Origin of the sequence: Ralstonia psammae (assembly GCF_958405935.1) — a bacterium.
Taxonomy (GTDB): Bacteria; Pseudomonadota; Gammaproteobacteria; order Burkholderiales; family Burkholderiaceae; genus Ralstonia; species Ralstonia psammae.
The window spans coordinates 228,298-245,555 of sequence record NZ_CATZBU010000002.1 but is presented as its reverse complement, the minus strand read 5'-3'; the positions used below and the strand labels follow the sequence as shown (position 1 = coordinate 245,555).

The following is a 17,258-nucleotide window of genomic DNA, read 5'->3' as shown; positions in this document are numbered from 1 at the left end:
CAAGTCATGAGCGATGTGGTGAATCTCCTCGATTTCGACGCACAGGGCCTTCTCGCGTACTGCGAGAGCCTGGGTGAGAAGTCGTTTCGCGCCAAGCAGTTGCAGCGCTGGATTCACCAGTCGGGGGCGTCCGATTTTGGCGAGATGACCGATCTCGCCAAGTCGCTGCGCGAAAAGCTCGCGACCCGCGCCAACATCCAGGCACCGGCGGTTATTACCGATCACCTTTCGTCGGACGGCACGCGCAAGTGGCTGGTCGACGTGGGGCAAGGCAATGCCGTCGAGACGGTCTACATCCCCGAAGAGACGCGTGGCACGTTGTGCGTATCGTCTCAGGCGGGGTGTGCCGTCAACTGCCGGTTCTGTTCGACCGGCAAGCAGGGTTTCTCGCGCAATCTCAGCACCGGCGAGATCATCGGTCAGCTGTGGATGGCCGAATTCGCCATGCGCAAGCAGCTCGGCCGCGGCCCGAAGGACGACCGCGTCATCACGAACGTGGTGATGATGGGCATGGGCGAGCCGCTGCTAAACTACGACGCCGTGGTGCCGGCTCTGGCCCTGATGCTTGATGACAACGCATATGGCCTTTCGCGCCGTCGCGTCACGGTATCCACCTCCGGCGTGGTGCCGATGATGGACCGCCTTGCACGCGATGTGCCCGTGGCACTCGCTGTGTCGCTGCATGCGTCCAACGATGCGCTGCGCGACGTGCTCGTGCCGCTCAACAAGAAGTACCCGCTGGCCGAACTGATGGCTGCCTGCCGCCGCTATCTTGAGTTCGCGCCGCGCGATTTCATCACCTTTGAATACTGCATGCTGGATGGTGTCAACGACACCGTCGAACATGCCCGTGAACTGCTGCGCGTCGTGGCCGACGTGCCGTGCAAGTTCAACCTGATCCCGTTCAACCCGTTCCCGGAATCGGGGTTGAAGCGCTCGAACAATGAGCAGATCCGCCGCTTCTCGCAAGTGCTGCTGGATGCCGGCATTGTCACGACCATCCGCAAGACGCGGGGCGACGACATCGATGCGGCCTGCGGTCAGCTCGCCGGCGAGGTCAAAGATCGCACGCGCCTCGCCGAGCGCGGCAAGTTTGGCAAGATCGTCGAGATCCCGGTGGTCGGGGCCGACTCCACTCACCGCATGGGTACCGCATGAAGCGTTGGTCGACTGCTGTCAGTCTGGTCTTTACGCTGGCAGCCGCCGGGTGCGCATTGTCGCCGCCGGTCCAGACACAGACACGAGAAGTCACGACCGCCCCCGATCAGAAGGCCGACGCCGGTCGTCGGGCTGCGATCCGATTGCAACTCGCGACGCAATATTTGGAAGCCGGCCAGAATGCGACAGCGCTTGAGGAAATCAAGAACGCCATCGCAATCGATCCGAACGTGCCGAATGCGTATCACATCCGCGCGCTGGCTTACATGAACCTCGGCCAACGCGAACAGGCCGACGAGAGTTTCCGCAGCGCTCTGGCCGCGACCCCGCAAGATGGTGACCTGCTGAACAATTACGGCTGGTTCCTGTGCTCGCAAGGCGGCAAGCCAGATCAAGGTATGGCGATGTTGCGCCAGGCTATCGAGGCGCCGGCCGCCGGCAGCCCCGCCAAACCGTGGACGAACCTCGGCGTCTGCCAGATGCGCCAGGGTGATCTGGATGGCGCGGAGAAGAGCCTGACGCGCGCCACCTACATTGACGCAAACAATTCGCTGACCAACCTTACGTTGGCGCAGCTGTACTACAAACGCCGCGAATATTCGCGTGCCATGCCGTTTGTCGAACGTGTGAATGGCCGCGGCAATCCGACGGCAGAAAGCCTGTGGCTGGGCGCTCGCATCGCGCGCCGCCTCGGCGACACTTCGCAGCAGAACGCATGGAGCGCGCAATTGCAGCGTCGCTTCCCCAATGCGCCCGAAGAGGCGGCACTAGAACGAGGAGCCTGGGATGACTGACCGCGACGTGGCAAGCGCTGCCGACCTCTCTCACGGCGCCGCGCCTGCCTCGAATCCGCCTGCCGCCACATCGCCGGAGCGCGACGATGCGCTGCGCGAGATTGCCGAACGCCTGCGTGCCGGCCGTGAGCGTCAGCGTCTGACGGTCGACGATCTGGCCACGCGCCTGAAAGTGGCGCCGGGCAAGTTGTCGGCGGTGGAATCGGCAGATGTCAGTGCATTGCCCGACATGACGTTCACCAAGGGCCTCATCCGCGCCTATGCGCGTGTCCTGCAGGTCGATGTCGATGACCAGCTTGCGCGGTTGAACGCGCGTGCGCCGGTCACCAACATCGGCTTGCGTCCCGAGGGCGGATTGGGTGAATCGTTCTCCGACAAGCCGAGCTTTGCCAAGCGTCGGGGTGGCAGTGGCCGCTGGCTGATCGGCGTGCTGGTTGCGGTGATCGTGGCGGCCGGAGTGCTGGCCGGTATGGATCGTCTGAAGCAGTGGTTTGCCACACAAACGGCAGCCACGCAGAACACCGAATCCACCGCGAAGGAAGCACCGGCTGCCGAGCAAACCGCGCCTGCAAAAGCGGCTCCAGCACCTGAGCAGGCTCCGGCAGAAACGCCGGCCGCTTCGATGCCGACACCGTTGACGCCTGTTACGCCGGCAGCTCCGGCCTCGGGCGTGGTGACTGCGCCGTTGGCGCCGCCGTCTACGTTGCCGCGCTCGGACAACGGTGCTGTTCCGGCGCCCGCGGTAGCCGCTACAGGCGCCAAGCCGGCGCTCATCAACGTCGATGCTCCGGTTGCCGCTCAGCCGACGGAAGCCGCCAAGCCGGCTGAATCGGCGGTTGGCGGCGGCACGGTCTCGGTGCGCTTCTCCGGTTCGTCCTGGTACGAGATCAAGGACAAAACCGGCAAGACGCTTGCCAGCGGCATTTCCAAGGAAGGTGACGCGCGCGATCTGACCGGCACGCCGCCGTTCAAAGTCGTCTTCGGTAATGCAGAAGCGGTTGAATCGCTGGCCGTGGGTGGCGCGTCTGTCGATCTTCAGAAGTACGCCCGCAATCGCGTGGCACGGGCCACGTTGCCCTGAACCGTTTTGTAAATGGCGCGGTGCCTGATAGGCGGCGCGCCTTGTCTGATCATGGAAATCACCACGCCTCTTGATTGCGCTCCAGCCTTGGTCGGCCCGCTGCCGCGCCGGAACTCGCGCGCCGCGGAAATCCGCTGGGGTGATCGCGTAGTCCACGTCGGCGGCGACGCGCCGGTCTGCGTGCAATCGATGACGAATACCGACACGTCGGACGCCATCGGTACCGCAATCCAGGTGAAGGAGCTGGCGCGCGCCGGCTCCGAGTTGGTGCGCATCACGGTGGACACCCCAGCCGCCGCCGCTGCGGTGCCGGCCATTCGCGAGCAGCTCGACCGCATGGGCGTGGATGTGCCGCTGGTCGGCGATTTCCACTACAACGGCCACAAGCTGCTGCAGGACTATCCGGAGTGCGCGCAGGCGCTGTCCAAGTACCGGATCAACCCGGGCAACGTCGGGCAGGGCGCCAAGCGCGACACGCAGTTCGCGCAGATGATCGAGATCGCCTGCCGCTACGACAAGCCGGTGCGTATCGGTGTTAACTGGGGCAGCCTCGATCAGGATCTGCTTGCGCGCATCATGGACGAGAACGCGCAACGTGCAACACCGTGGGATGCCCGCGCGGTGATGGTCGAGGCGCTGATCACCTCGGCGATCCAGTCCGCACAGAAGGCTGAAGAGCTGGGTTTGCCGGGCAGCCAGATCATCCTGTCGTGCAAGGTCTCGGCGGTGCAGGATTTGATTGCTGTTTACCGCGAACTGGCGCGTCGTTGCAATTACGCGCTGCACCTGGGCCTGACCGAGGCCGGCATGGGCAGCAAGGGCATTGTCGCTTCCACGGCGGCGCTGTCGGTGCTGCTGCAGGAAGGCATTGGCGACACGATCCGCATTTCGCTCACGCCGGAGCCGGGTGCGCCGCGCGAAAAGGAAGTCATCGTCGCGCAAGAGATTCTGCAGACCATGGGCCTGCGCAATTTCACGCCAATGGTCATCGCGTGCCCGGGTTGCGGACGCACGACCAGCACGGTGTTCCAGGAACTGGCCGCGCGCATCCAGTCGTACCTGCGCGAGCAGATGCCGGTGTGGAAGGCGCAGTACCCCGGCGTCGAAGAGATGAATGTGGCCGTGATGGGCTGTATCGTTAACGGCCCTGGGGAAAGCAAGCACGCCAACATCGGCATTTCGCTGCCAGGCACGGGCGAATCGCCGGCGGCGCCGGTGTTCGTTGACGGCGTGAAGGTGAAAACGCTGCGCGGCGAGCGCATCACAGAAGAATTCCAGACGATCGTCGACGAGTACGTGCGCACGCATTACGGCGCACAGGCCCTGGCGGCGGTCTAAAACGGCATCAGGCTTCGGCACCCGAAGCTGAAGCACGAAACGACCGGCCGGCCCCGCATGGAGGTAGATGCGAGAGGTCGGCTTTCAACGTGACATCATGAGCGATACACAAAAACAACGCGTGCAGAAGATCGCCGGCGTCAAAGGCATGAACGACCTGCTGCCAACTGACGCCCCGCTGTGGGAGCATTTTGATAATGCCGTGCGCAGCATGTTGCGCGCCTATGGTTACCAGCAGATCCGCACACCGATCGTTGAACAGACGCAATTGTTTGTGCGTGGCATCGGCGAGGTGACTGACATCGTCGAGAAGGAGATGTACACCTTCACCGATGCGTTGAACGGCGAACAGCTGACCATGCGCCCCGAAGGCACCGCTGCCGCCGTGCGCGCCGTGATCGAGCACAACCTGCTGTACGACGGCCCGAAGCGCCTGTGGTACACCGGTCCGATGTTCCGCCACGAGCGTCCGCAGCGTGGTCGTTATCGCCAGTTCCATCAAGTGGGCGTGGAAGCGCTGGGCTTTGCTGGCCCGGACATTGACGCCGAAGTCATCCTGATGTGCCAGCGCCTGTGGGACGACCTCGGCCTGGTTGGCCTGAAGCTGGAGTTGAACTCGCTTGGTCAGGCGGAGGAGCGCGCTGCGCACCGCGCCGATCTCATCAAATATCTGGAAGGTTTCCAGGACATTCTGGATGAGGATGGCAAGCGCCGCCTGTACACCAACCCGCTACGCGTGCTCGACACCAAAAACCCAGCGCTGCAGGAAATGGCTGCCGGCGCGCCGAAACTGATCGACTATCTGGGCGACGAATCGCGCGCGCACTTTGAAGGCGTGCAGAAGCTGCTCAAGGCGAACAACATTCCGTTCACCATCAACCCGCGTCTGGTGCGCGGGCTGGATTACTACAATCTCACCGTCTTCGAGTGGACGACCGACAAGCTGGGCGCGCAAGGCACCGTGGCCGGCGGCGGCCGCTACGACCCGCTGATCGAGCAGATCGGCGGCAAGCCGGCCCCGGCATGCGGCTGGGCGATGGGCGTGGAGCGCATCATCGAACTGTTGCGTGAAGAAAAGCTCGAGCCCGAAGCGCAAGGCTGCGACGTCTACATCGTCCATCAGGGCGATGAGGCGCAGGTGCAGGCGCTGGTCGCAGCAGAACGACTGCGCGACGCCGGTCTCGACGTCATCCTCCACGCCTCGCCGGAAGGGCGCAACGGTAGTTTCAAGTCGCAGTTCAAGCGCGCTGACGCAAGTGGCGCATCCTATGCGGTTATCATTGGCGACGATGAAGTCACCCAAGGTGTTGCGCAGATCAAGCCGCTGCGTGGCGATCCGACTGCGGACGCCCAGCAGACCGTGCCGTCGGACCAATTGGTCGACCGCCTGATCGATGCCATGGTGGCCAATAACGATTAACCGCGGCTGTTGATTTCGGCAGCGAACGACCGCGATTCACTTCCAATATTCAAGCTCTGCAAAGCATGGCCTACGATCTCGAAGAACAGGAACAAATAGAGAGCCTCAAGCACTGGTGGCGTGATAACGGCAACGTGATCACGTGGATCGCCATCGTGGTGCTGCTGGCTGTGGCGGGTTGGTTCGGCTGGAAGAACTGGCAGCGCAAGCAGGCGGGTGAAGCGTCCGTGCTGTACGAGCAGGTACAGAAGGCCGTGGATGGCAAGGACGCTGAGAAGATCAAGCGCGCCGCCACGGACATGGAAGACAAGTTCGGCGGCACGGCCTACGCGCAGATGACCGCACTGGCTGCGGCCAAGGCGCTGTACGAAGCCAACGATGCGGCTGGCGCCAAGGCGCAGCTGCAATGGACCGTTGACCATGCGCGCGACGATGAGTACAAGGCGCTCGCCAAGCTGCGCCTGGCGGGCCTTCTGCTCGACGAGAAAGCCTACGATCAGGGCATCGCGCTAGTCTCCGGCGACGTTGCGCCGGCGTTCGCGGGTCTGTACGCCGATCGTCGCGGTGATCTGCTGGCCGCGCAGAACAAGAACGAAGACGCCCGCGCTGCCTACAAGCTGGCGTTGGAAAAGTTTGGTCCGGCTGACGCTTCGGCGCGCCAGATCGTGCAGTTCAAGCTGGATGCCCTGGGCGGCGCCTGATTGGCGTACCCCGTGCAAATCAACGCATAACAAGAGGATTCCGATTTCATGATTCACGCACTTGAGCAGGGTGGTGTCGCGCGCGGCGTTGCACAGGTAGCACGCGTGGCAGTGCTGGCACTGGCGGCGACGGCTGTCCTTGGCGGTTGCTCGCTGTTCAGCAGCAAGAACAAGCATGAGCCGGCCAAGCTGAAGGAGGTTCAGCAAGTGCTGGCCGTGCGCCAGGTGTGGAGCGTGAGCGTCGGCAAGAGCGGCCGCTACGTGATGCAGCCGGCAGTGGCAGGCAACAACGTCTACGTGTCGGCCGCCGGCGGGACCGTGACCGCGCTGGATGGCGCCACGGGTCGCACGGTCTGGCAAGGCAAGGCGGATGTGGACCTGACCTCCGGCCCCGGCAGTGATGGCACGCTGACGGCAGTGGCGGGTGAGAAGGGCGCGGTCATCGCGTTCGACGAAAAGGGCGCACAGAAGTGGAAGGTCGCCGTCAACGGTGAAGTCCTGACGGCGCCGCTGGTGGGTCAGGGATTCGTGATCGTCCGCACGACGGATGGCCGTGTCCTGGGTCTGGACCCCAGCAATGGCGAACGTAAGTGGATCTACCAGCGGTCTCCGTCTGCGCTGAACCTTCGCAGCAGTCTGCCGATGATTTTTGCCGGCGATAACATCGTCCTCGGTTTCGCCGGTGGCAAGCTGGGTGCGCTGTCGGCCAGCAATGGCGCGCTGCGCTGGGAAGCTGCCGTGTCCTATCCGCGCGGTGTATCGGAAATCGAGCGCCTGAACGACGTGACCGGTGCACCGTCGATCAACGGTTCGCAAGTCTGTGCAGCCAGCTTCCAGGGTCGCGTGGCGTGTTTTGATATGAGCACCGGCGCACCGCGCTGGGGACGTGATTTCTCGTCGCCGACCGGTGTGACGCAGGATGACGACGGGCTGTTCGCCGCTGACGAAAAGTCGGTGGTCTACGGCTTTAACGCACAAAACGGCGCCGACCTCTGGAAGAACGACGCGCTGCTGTGGCGCGACCTCGGCACACCGCTGGCGTTTGGCCGCGCGGTCATCGTGGGTGATTCCGAAGGTTGGCTGCATTTCCTGTCGCGCGATGATGGCAAGTTCGTTGCCCGCGTGAAGACCGACAGCAGCGCCATTGGAGCAGCACCGGTGGTGGTCGGCCAGACGCTGGTCGTGCAGACCCGCGGTGGCGGTGTCTACGGCTATCTGCCGAAGTAACATTCGCCGCCGTGGCCCGAGTGGTCTGCGGCGGCACACGCATCACATCGGGGCGGCATCGCCGTCTTGAACTTGCGCCCGCGTACTCCGCGGGCGTCTTGCATCTGTGTCATCAGGCATTCAGCCATGCAGATGCCAACCGCAGTTGCAACAACCAGAATTTGCCGTGACGCCATTCGCGTGCGGCACACAAGCATGAAACCAGTCATTGCCCTCGTAGGGCGGCCGAATGTCGGCAAATCGACCCTCTTCAACCGTCTGACGCGCTCGCGTGACGCGTTGGTTGCGGATATTCCCGGCCTGACGCGCGATCGCCACTACGGCGAAGGCCGCGTGGGCGACCGTCCGTTCATCGCCATCGATACCGGCGGCTTCGAACCCGTTGCCAAGGAAGGCATCGTTGCAGAGATGGCCAAGCAGACGCGCCAAGCCGTGGTCGAAGCTGATGTCGTGATCTTCATCGTCGATGGTCGTCTGGGGCTCGCGCCACAGGATCGCGTGATCGCCGACTACCTGCGCAAGACCGGGCGCCGCATCCTCCTGGCCGTCAACAAGGCGGAAGGCATGCGCTACACCGCCGTCGCCAGCGACTTTTATGAGCTTGGTTTGGGCGACCCGGCTGCCATCTCAGCCGCCCATGGCGATGGGGTCAACGACTTGGTGGCAGAGGCGCTGGATCTGGCATTTGCCGAGCGCCCAGAGCTTGCCGAGGCAGCCGACGGGCACGATCACGGCACCCGCATCGCCATCGTTGGCCGTCCGAACGTCGGCAAGTCGACGCTGGTGAACGCTCTGATCGGCGAGGAGCGCGTGATCGCATTCGATATGCCGGGCACCACGCGCGATGCCATCTACGTGGATTTCGAACGCAACGGCAAGCCGTACACGCTCATCGATACGGCCGGCTTGCGCAAGCGTGGCAAGGTGTTCGAAGCAATCGAGAAGTTCTCGGTGGTGAAGACCCTGCAGTCGATTGCCGACGCCAACGTGGTTGTGCTGATTCTCGATGCGCAGCAAGATATTTCTGACCAGGACGCGCATATCGCCGGCTTCATCGTCGAGTCAGGCCGCGCACTGGTGATCGGCGTGAACAAGTGGGATGGCCTTACGGGGCACGCTCGCGATCGAATCAAGCACGATATGGAGCGCAAGCTGCAGTTCCTGTCGTTTGCCAATGTGCATTACATCTCCGCCAAGGAGCGCACGGGCATTGGCGCGCTGATGAAGTCCGTCGACGCCGCTTATGCCGCCGCGATGGTCAAGCTGCCGACGCCCAAGCTCACGCGCGTGCTGATGGAGGCGGTCGAGTATCAGCAGCCGCGTCGCGCAGGCGTCTCGCGTCCGAAGCTGCGCTACGCGCACCAGGGCGGTTCCAACCCGCCGATCGTGGTGATTCACGGCAATGCGCTATCGAATATTCCCGAGACCTATCGCCGCTTCCTGGAAGGGCGTTTCCGAGAAGCCTTCCAACTGAAGGGCACACCGCTGCGGATCGAATTTCGCACGAACAAAAACCCGTACGCCCAATCGAACGATTGAGCGTCGCACGGGCGGTGCTCGACGGCGGGAACGTGTGACGCGGGGGCATTCGAACGGGGGATCACCAAAAAGGCCGAGCTATTTCATATGGCGGGGTCATCGGTTTTCCGTTTGCTTTCCCTGATTTCTAAGGCTAAATTCTCGAGACATGGCGCTTGGTGTCTGCAAATCCAGGCGCCATCGGCGTCATTTGGACGCGTCTGGCCGACTCTTTTGACGAACTTTTTTTGCGTCGCCTGCTTGAACCCGGGCTTCCTAGCCCCATAACCCATCACTAAACCTATAAATCTGGAGTGTGCCATGAGCAACAAAGGGCAATTGCTACAAGACCCGTTTCTGAATGCGCTGCGTAAGGAGCATGTGCCGGTGTCGATCTACCTCGTCAACGGTATCAAGCTGCAAGGCAACATCGAGTCGTTCGACCAATACGTCGTGCTCCTGCGTAACACCGTGACGCAGATGGTGTACAAGCATGCGATCTCCACCGTGGTGCCGGCCCGTGCCGTGAATTTCCGCGTGGACGAAGCGCCTGACGCCTGATTCTGCCTCGCTCCCGCCGCCGTCCGCGCGGCGGGACGCACCCATCCCGTTTTTCCCCTTCCTATTTCCCCGTTTGGCATCCCATCCCACCTCCAGCTCGGAGTCCACGCGCGCCATTTTGGTCGCCGTCGATTTCGGCAAACATGATTTCCAGGAAAGTCTGAGTGAACTGGCGCTGCTGGCCTCGACGGCCGGTTCTGAACCGGTGCGCGCGGTCACAGGCAAGCGTTCAAGGCCTGATGCAGCGCTGTTCATCGGCGCGGGCAAGGCGGAAGAGGTAAAGATTGCCGCAGACGAGGAGGACGCGGAAATCGTCATCTTCAACCACGCGCTGAGCCCCGCTCAGCAGCGTAACCTCGAGCGCTTTTTTGGGCGCCACGTGGTAGATCGGACTGGCCTCATCCTCGATATCTTCAGCCAGCGCGCACAAAGCCATGTCGGCAAGGTGCAGGTGGAACTTGCGCGCGTGCGGTACCAGGCGGCACGCCTGGTGCGGGCGTGGAGCCACTTGGAGCGGCAGAAGGGCGGGGTGGGCCTGCGCGGCGGCCCCGGCGAGCGTCAGCTCGAACTGGACCGCCGGATGCTGGATGAGCGCGCCAAGCGTCTATCGTCCGAGTTGGACAAACTGCAGCGCCAGCATGACACGCAACGCCGTTCGCGCAGCCGCAACGACGCGTTTTCCGTCTCCCTGGTCGGCTATACCAACGCCGGCAAATCGACGTTGTTCAATGCGCTGACCAAGGCACGCGCCTACGCTGCCAACCAGTTGTTCGCCACACTGGATACGACCTCACGCCGGTTGTACCTGGAAGGGCTGGGCAATGTGGTGCTGTCGGATACGGTCGGCTTCATCCGCGATTTGCCGACGCAGCTGGTGGCCGCTTTCCGCGCCACGCTGGAAGAGACCGTGCACGCCGACGTGCTGCTGCATGTCGTGGACGCCGCCAGCACCGTCAAGCACGAGCAGATGGAACAGGTCGATCGCGTGCTGGACGAAATCAACGCCAGCGGCATCCCGCAGATTCTGGTGATGAACAAGATCGACGCGGCGCAAGAGCTGCGTGCGGCTGGCCCGCGCATCGAGCGAGACGAAACCGGCGCCGTGCGGCGCGTGTTTGTTTCCGCGATCGAAGGTACCGGGCTCGATCTGCTGCGCGAGGCGCTGGTTGAGACCGCGATCCGCTTGCGTGAGCACCCCGCGTCGCATGGCGGCGATTTCGATCCGCGCTTCGATACCCGCCGGGATTCGCTACCGGCACACCGTGACGAACTGTCGCAAAGCTTGCCGAGCAGCGGTTCTTCCGCCAAAGGTGACGAAGAGGGCTGATAGAATGCCCCGTCACTCCTTCACAGTCAGACAATCAGGACAAGCCCGATCGCTCATGCCCGAGATTTCGACCCAGTCTTCTTCCATGGCCTCGCCGCGTCCGGCGGGAGGTTTGTGGCACCGCTTGCGTGTGCTGCTTTCGCTGAACGATCCGCGCTGGGGTCGCGGCGATGACAACAACGCCGAGCGCGAAGACAAAGACGAGCCGAAGCGTCAAAGCAAACCGCCTCAGGACGGCCCCCCCGACCTTGACGAGTTGTGGCGCGACTTCAATCGCCGCCTGAACAGCCTGTTCGGCCGCAAGGACAGTGGTAACGGTAATGACGGCCCTACGCCGCTGCGTCCGGGTAACGGCCGTGGTGGTTCTGGCCTGGGTGTCGGCGTACTGCTGGGGGTGCTCGTTGGCCTGTGGCTGGCCAGCGGTTTCTTCATCGTGCAGGAAGGCCAGACTGGCGTGATCCTGCAGTTCGGCCGCTTCAAGTATCTGGCAACGCCGGGTATCAACTGGCGCCTGCCGTATCCGATCGAATCACACGAGATCGTGAACCTGTCGGGTGTGCGCACGCTTGAAATTGGTCGTACGACCCAGATCAAGGACACGAACCTGAAAGACTCGTCGATGCTCACGCAGGACGAGAACATCGTCGACGTGCGCTTCTCGGTTCAATACAACATTGCCAATCCGGTCGACTACCTGTTCTACAACCGGACGGACCGCGGCGGCGATGAAGAGCTTGTGACGCAGGCGGCTGAGACCTCGGTGCGCGAGATCGTCGGCCGCAACAAGATGGATGCGGTGCTGTATGAAGGTCGCGATGCCGTGGGGCGCAACCTGGCCGAATCGATTCAACGCATCTTGTCGGCGTACAAGACTGGCATCCGAATCCTTAGCGTCAACGTGCAGAGCGTGCAGCCGCCCGAGCAGGTGCAGGCTGCGTTCGATGACGTGACCAAGGCTGGGCAGGACCGCGAGCGTGCCATTTCCGAAGGTCAGGCTTACGCCAACGACGTGGTGCCGCGCGCCAAGGGCACGGCCGCCCGCCTGGGCGAAGAGGCGCAAGGCTACAAGGCGCGCGTCACTGCGCGCGCGGAAGGCGATGCGGCTCGCTTTGCCTCGGTGCAACGCGAATACGCGAAGGCGCCGCAGGTCACCCGCGACCGCATCTATCTGGAAACCATGCAGGACATTTACGCCAACTCGACCAAGGTGATGGTCGACCAGAGTAATGGCAGCCTGTTGTATTTGCCGCTGGACAAGCTGATCGCGCAAACCCAAGGCGACACGTCGCGTCCGGCCGTCGCACCTGGCGCCTCTCCGCAGGACAGTGGTTCTGCGCAGGGTGTGCCGACTCCCTCCAATCCGTCACCGGCCAATGACGCGGACTCGCGCTCGCGCGAAGCACTGCGCAACCGTGACCGCGATTCGCGCTAACAGGAGGGCACTATGAATCGTCTGATTTCTGCCTTTGTGGCGCTTGTCATTGCCCTGGCGGTGTTCTCGTCGGTGGTGTTCGTGGTGGACCAGCGGCAGTACGCCGTGGTGTTCGCCTTTGGTGAGATCAAGCAGGTGATCAAGGAGCCGGGGCTGCATTTCAAGCTTCCCCCGCCGCTGCAGAACGTAGTGTTCATGGATAAGCGCCTGCAGACCATCGATGTGGCCGGCGCCGATCGTTTCATCACGGCAGAGAAGAAAAACCTGCTGGTCGACTGGTTTGTGAAGTGGCGGGTGTCTGATCCGCGTCTGTTCTACGTGAGCTTCAAGGGCGATAGCCGCCTCGCGCAGGACAGCATGACGCAGAAGATCAACTCCATCGCACGCGACGAGTTTGCTCGCCGCACGGTTTCCGACGTGGTATCGACGGATCGTGAAGCCGTGATGCAGAGCATCCTCAAGGGCGTGCAGGAGTATGGCAAGTCGGTCGGCGTAGACATCATCGACGTGCGCCTCAAGCGTGTGGATCTGCTGGCCAGCGTGACGGAATCGGTCTATCGCCGCATGGAGGCCGAGCGCAAACGCGTGGCCAACGAGCTGCGTTCGACGGGGGCTGCAGAGGGCGAAAAAATCCGTGCCGATGCCGATCGTCAGCGCGAAGTCGTCTTGGCCGACGCCTACCGCGATGCGCAGAAGATCAAGGGCGAAGGCGACGCCCGCGCCGCCGACATTTACGCCGAAGCGTTCGGCCGTGATCCACAGTTCGCTGCATTCTGGCGCTCCATGGAGGCCTATCGCGCATCGTTCCGCGATCGGAAGGACGTGATGGTGTTGCAGCCGAACAGCGATTTCTTCAAATACATGCGCAGCCCGAATGGCGGTAGCTCCGCGGCAGCACCGGCTGCCCAGACGGGGCGCCATCGCTAGTACAATGCGTCGCTGATCATTTGAGGCGGACAGACCCCGGCTTGCCGGGGTTTTGTTCGTTCGCCAACCGCGTCCCATGGAAGAGTCACTCCCTAACGTTTTGCTGGCAGCGTGCGCGCTGGTGCTCGTATTCGAGGGCATCCTGCCGTTCGTGGCGCCGCAGGCCTGGCGACGAGCCTTCCAGACGCTGACCGAGCTGCCCGACGAAAAGCTTCGCGTGATCGGGCTGGTGTCGATGGCGATTGGGCTGATCCTCCTGCGGCTGCTGCATCGCTAGCGCACTGCCTGCGTTTTTACGAATTTCTGCCGTACCAAGACTCCGAGCGAGACCGCCATGCCGACCAATTGGCTGCTGCCTGAATCCATTGCTGATGTGCTGCCTTCCGAGGCGCGCAAGATTGAAGAGTTGCGCCGCCGCATGCTCGACCTGTTCCGCACCTACGGCTACGAACTGGTCATGCCGCCGATGCTGGAGTACATCGAGTCGCTGCTCTCGGGCACCGGCCACGATCTGGACCTGAAGACGTTCAAGCTGGTCGATCAACTCTCGGGCCGCACCATCGGCCTGCGCGCTGACATCACGCCGCAAGTCGCTCGTATCGACGCCCATTTGCTCAATCGCGCCGGCGTGACGCGCCTCTGCTATGCGGGTTCGGTGTTGCATACGCGTCCGAGTGGATTCCACGTCACGCGCGAGCCGCTGCAGATCGGTGCCGAAATCTATGGCCATGCCGGTCTGGAAGCCGATCTGGAGATCCAGGAGTTGATGCTCGCCGCGCTGTCGGCCGCTGGCCTGGCGGATGTGCGCCTGGACCTCTGCCACGTCGGCGTGGTGGCGGCGCTGCTGGAGCAGTCGCCGGTTGCCGCACGCATTCAGGATGACCTCTTCACGGCGCTCGCCGCCAAGGATGTGCCCGCTCTGCGTGCGATCACGGCCGATCTGCCGGCAGCGCAGCGCGACGCCATCAATCTGCTGCCGGCACTGTACGGCGGTGTCGATGTGCTGAGCCGTGCGCGTAAGCAGTTGCCAGCGTTGCCCGCCATCGGCCGGGCGCTGGACGATTTGGCTACGCTGGCCGAGCGTGCCGGCGGCGCGACCGTCAACATCGACTTGGCTGATCTGCGCGGCTACCACTACCACAGCGGTGTGATGTTCACTGCCTATGTGGCCGGCGTGCCGAATGCTGTGGCGCGTGGCGGCCGATATGACAAGGTCGGCGAGGCTTTCGGCCGTGCCCGCCCGGCGACCGGCTTTTCGCTGGACCTGCGCGAAGTTGCGGGCATCTCGCCGGTGGAGGCGCGCGCCGCGGCCATCCATGCACCGTGGTCTGGTGATGCCAAGCTGCGCGAGGCGATTGCCGCGCTGCGCGCCGCAGGCGAAATCGTCATCCAGTCGCTGCCGGGCCACCCGGAAGATCTGGAGGAGTTCGCCTACGACCGCCAGCTCGTGGAAGAGAGCGGTCGCTGGATCGTCAAGCCCCGTAACGCTTCCATCTGAAGCCGTTGCATAACGTTGTGTGAATACCCGGTAATTTCAGGGAAGACCCTGGCAACAAGGGTAGAATACGTTTTTAACCCATCTGCAGATTCAACATGTCCGCACCAGCAGTGAGCCAAGGACGCAACGTCGTCGTCATCGGCACCCAATGGGGTGACGAAGGTAAAGGGAAAATCGTCGATTGGCTGACCGATCATGCGCAAGGCGTGGTTCGTTTCCAGGGCGGACATAACGCAGGCCATACCCTCATCATCGGCGGCAAGAAGACGATTCTGCGTCTGATTCCGTCGGGCATCATGCGCGACGGCGTCGCGTGCTACATCGGCAACGGCGTTGTGCTGTCGCCTGAGGCCCTGTTCAAGGAAATCGACGAGTTGGAATCGGCCGGCGTGCAGGTGCAGAACCGCCTGCGCATTTCGGAAGCGACCAACCTGATCCTGCCGTACCACGTGGCCATCGACAAGGCGCGCGAAGCCAAGCGCGGCGCCGCCAAGATCGGCACCACTGGCCGCGGTATCGGCCCCGCGTACGAAGACAAGGTGGCCCGCCGCGCGCTGCGCGTGCAGGACCTGTTCGACCCGGCTTACTTTGCCGAGCGTCTGCGCGAGAACCTGGACTTCCACAACTTTGTTCTGACGCAGTACCTGAATCACCCGGCGCTGGACTTCCAGCAAACGCTGGACGAGATGCTGTCGTACGCAGACCGCCTCGCCCCGATGGTGACGGACGTGTCGGCCGAACTGTTTGCCGCCAACGCCGCCGGCAAGAACCTGATGTTCGAGGGCGCGCAAGGCACGCTGCTCGATATTGATCACGGCACCTATCCGTTCGTCACGTCGAGCAACTGCGTGGCGGGCAATGCCTCCGCGGGTGCGGGCGTCGGCCCGGGCCAACTGCATTACATCCTTGGCATCACCAAGGCGTATTGCACGCGCGTGGGTTCCGGCCCGTTCCCGAGCGAGCTGTATGACGCAGACAACCCCGCTCGCCAAGACCCGATCGGCGTGCGCCTGGCCAATGTCGGCAAGGAATTCGGCTCCGTCACGGGCCGGCCGCGCCGTACGGGCTGGCTGGATGCCGCGGCGCTGCGTCGTGCGATCCAGATCAACGGCGTGTCGGGCCTGTGCATGACCAAGCTCGATGTGCTGGATGGCCTGGAAACCCTCAAGCTGTGCGTTGGCTACATGCTCGACGGCAAGAAAATCGACATTCTGCCGCGCGGCTCCGATGCTGTGTCGCGTTGCCAGCCGATCTACGAAGAATTCCCGGGCTGGAATACCTCGACCTTCGGCCTGAAGGAGTGGGATGCGCTGCCCGAGACCGCTCAGGCTTACCTGAAGCGCGTCGAAGAAGTGGCGGGTATTCCGATCGCCATGATCTCCACGGGCCCTGACCGCGACGAGACCATCCTGCTGCGTCATCCATACAAGGACTGACGTTCCGCTCTCGGATTCGCCCGGTGATTCGCCGGGCGAATTTGCATGGAGCGCCGTTTTTCCTAGAACATGCTAGCGGCAACTTACGCCGCATTTCCGATACGAAGAGGAACACCATGAACCAGCCGATCAACGACGACTCGCACCTGTGGGTGTCTTGGGATGACTACCACGGCCTGATCGCGCGCTTGGCGCTCATCGTGCACGAGTCGGGCTGGAAGTTTGACAAGATTCTGTGCCTGGCGCGCGGCGGCTTGCGTGTTGGCGATCAGCTTTCGCGTATCTACGACCTGCCGTTGGCCATCCTGGCAACCAGCAGCTATCGCGAAGCCGCGGGCACGCAGCAAGGCGATCTCGATATCGCGCAATACATCACGATGACCCGTGGCGAGCTGTCGGGCCGCGTGCTGCTGGTGGATGATCTGGTGGATTCGGGCATCACGCTGGAGCGTGTTGGGCGTCACCTGAAGGAGCGCTATCCTGCCGTCACCGACGTGCGTACCGCGGTGCTCTGGCATAAGGGTTGCTCGAAGATCAAGCCTGACTATGCCGTTCAGTTTCTGCCGACCAACCCCTGGATCCATCAGCCATTCGAGGAATACGATACGCTGCGCCCGCATAACCTGGCGGCGTGGATCAAGCGCGGCAAGTCGCGCTCGGCCGGCAACGGTGAAGCGCCAGGCGTTTAAGGCGTTGGTCGATTGCGTCGAGGCGCGAATGGAGTGGCGTGTGCGGCTTGCGTCGTGCGTGCCACTTCGGTAACCTGATGCCACGGGTGCAACATTGGCCCGAAACCCGCGTACGGATTGGCTTTGCAGAAGTTGCCCAATGCGAGCTGCG

16 protein-coding genes are annotated in these 17,258 nt (G+C 62.9%); all 16 read left to right on the top strand.

The features are described from left to right. Positions 1-6: 6 nt before the first annotated feature. The 16 genes from rlmN (at position 7) to R2N16_RS04700 (ending at position 17,107) form a co-directional block, all read left to right on the top strand. The gene (gene rlmN, locus R2N16_RS04775) at positions 7-1,158 is read left to right on the top strand and encodes a dual-specificity RNA methyltransferase RlmN (RefSeq protein ID WP_092971462.1); all 1,152 of its coding nucleotides are present in this window, start codon (positions 7-9) and stop codon (positions 1,156-1,158) included. Continuing rightward, positions 1,155-1,952, top strand: coding sequence for a type IV pilus biogenesis/stability protein PilW (gene pilW, locus R2N16_RS04770; protein WP_316664402.1), 798 nt, complete (start codon positions 1,155-1,157; stop codon positions 1,950-1,952). Before rlmN ends, pilW begins: the two co-directional genes overlap by 4 nt. Further along, a complete protein-coding gene (locus R2N16_RS04765) occupies positions 1,945-3,033 on the top strand; it encodes a RodZ domain-containing protein (RefSeq protein WP_316664401.1) in 1,089 nt (362 codons plus the stop codon). The genes pilW and R2N16_RS04765 overlap by 8 nt, the downstream gene beginning before the upstream one ends. A 51-nt stretch (positions 3,034-3,084) precedes the next feature. Then, the gene (gene ispG / locus R2N16_RS04760; protein WP_316664400.1) at positions 3,085-4,371 is read left to right on the top strand and encodes a flavodoxin-dependent (E)-4-hydroxy-3-methylbut-2-enyl-diphosphate synthase; all 1,287 of its coding nucleotides are present in this window, start codon (positions 3,085-3,087) and stop codon (positions 4,369-4,371) included. A 97-nt stretch (positions 4,372-4,468) separates the two neighbouring features. After that, positions 4,469-5,791 (top strand): histidine--tRNA ligase, encoded by a 1,323-nt coding sequence (gene hisS / locus R2N16_RS04755; protein ID WP_316664399.1) that lies wholly within the window; start codon positions 4,469-4,471, stop codon positions 5,789-5,791. Between the two features lie 65 nt (positions 5,792-5,856). Continuing rightward, positions 5,857-6,492, top strand: a complete 636-nt coding sequence (locus tag R2N16_RS04750) for a YfgM family protein (protein ID WP_260802647.1) — start codon at positions 5,857-5,859, stop codon at positions 6,490-6,492. Positions 6,493-6,540: 48 nt separating this feature from the next. Further along, positions 6,541-7,719, top strand: coding sequence for an outer membrane protein assembly factor BamB (bamB, locus tag R2N16_RS04745; protein WP_316664398.1), 1,179 nt, complete (start codon positions 6,541-6,543; stop codon positions 7,717-7,719). A 195-nt stretch (positions 7,720-7,914) separates the two neighbouring features. After that, positions 7,915-9,258 (top strand): ribosome biogenesis GTPase Der, encoded by a 1,344-nt coding sequence (gene der / locus R2N16_RS04740; RefSeq protein WP_316664397.1) that lies wholly within the window; start codon positions 7,915-7,917, stop codon positions 9,256-9,258. A 300-nt stretch (positions 9,259-9,558) separates the two neighbouring features. Further along, the gene (hfq, locus tag R2N16_RS04735; protein ID WP_004626316.1) at positions 9,559-9,798 is read left to right on the top strand and encodes an RNA chaperone Hfq; all 240 of its coding nucleotides are present in this window, start codon (positions 9,559-9,561) and stop codon (positions 9,796-9,798) included. A gap of 73 nt (positions 9,799-9,871) precedes the next feature. Beyond that, on the top strand, positions 9,872-11,125 hold the full coding sequence (hflX, locus tag R2N16_RS04730; protein WP_316664396.1) for a GTPase HflX: 1,254 nt from the start codon (positions 9,872-9,874) through the stop codon (positions 11,123-11,125). Between the two features lie 55 nt (positions 11,126-11,180). After that, positions 11,181-12,557 (top strand): FtsH protease activity modulator HflK, encoded by a 1,377-nt coding sequence (gene hflK / locus R2N16_RS04725; RefSeq protein ID WP_316664395.1) that lies wholly within the window; start codon positions 11,181-11,183, stop codon positions 12,555-12,557. A gap of 12 nt (positions 12,558-12,569) precedes the next feature. Further along, entirely contained in the window at positions 12,570-13,484 is a 915-nt protein-coding gene (gene hflC, locus R2N16_RS04720; RefSeq protein ID WP_316664394.1) for a protease modulator HflC, read from the top strand. 76 nt (positions 13,485-13,560) lie between these two features. Continuing rightward, on the top strand, positions 13,561-13,761 hold the full coding sequence (locus R2N16_RS04715) for a DUF2065 domain-containing protein (RefSeq protein WP_316664393.1): 201 nt from the start codon (positions 13,561-13,563) through the stop codon (positions 13,759-13,761). 57 nt (positions 13,762-13,818) lie between these two features. Next, positions 13,819-14,982 (top strand): ATP phosphoribosyltransferase regulatory subunit, encoded by a 1,164-nt coding sequence (locus R2N16_RS04710; RefSeq protein ID WP_316664392.1) that lies wholly within the window; start codon positions 13,819-13,821, stop codon positions 14,980-14,982. Between the two features lie 95 nt (positions 14,983-15,077). Next, a complete protein-coding gene (locus tag R2N16_RS04705) occupies positions 15,078-16,418 on the top strand; it encodes an adenylosuccinate synthase (RefSeq protein ID WP_316664391.1) in 1,341 nt (446 codons plus the stop codon). Positions 16,419-16,534: 116 nt separating this feature from the next. Then, positions 16,535-17,107 carry a phosphoribosyltransferase gene (locus tag R2N16_RS04700; RefSeq protein WP_316664390.1) on the top strand — a complete coding sequence of 191 codons (573 nt, stop codon included), beginning with the start codon at positions 16,535-16,537 and terminating at the stop codon, positions 17,105-17,107. Positions 17,108-17,258 lie beyond the last annotated feature (151 nt).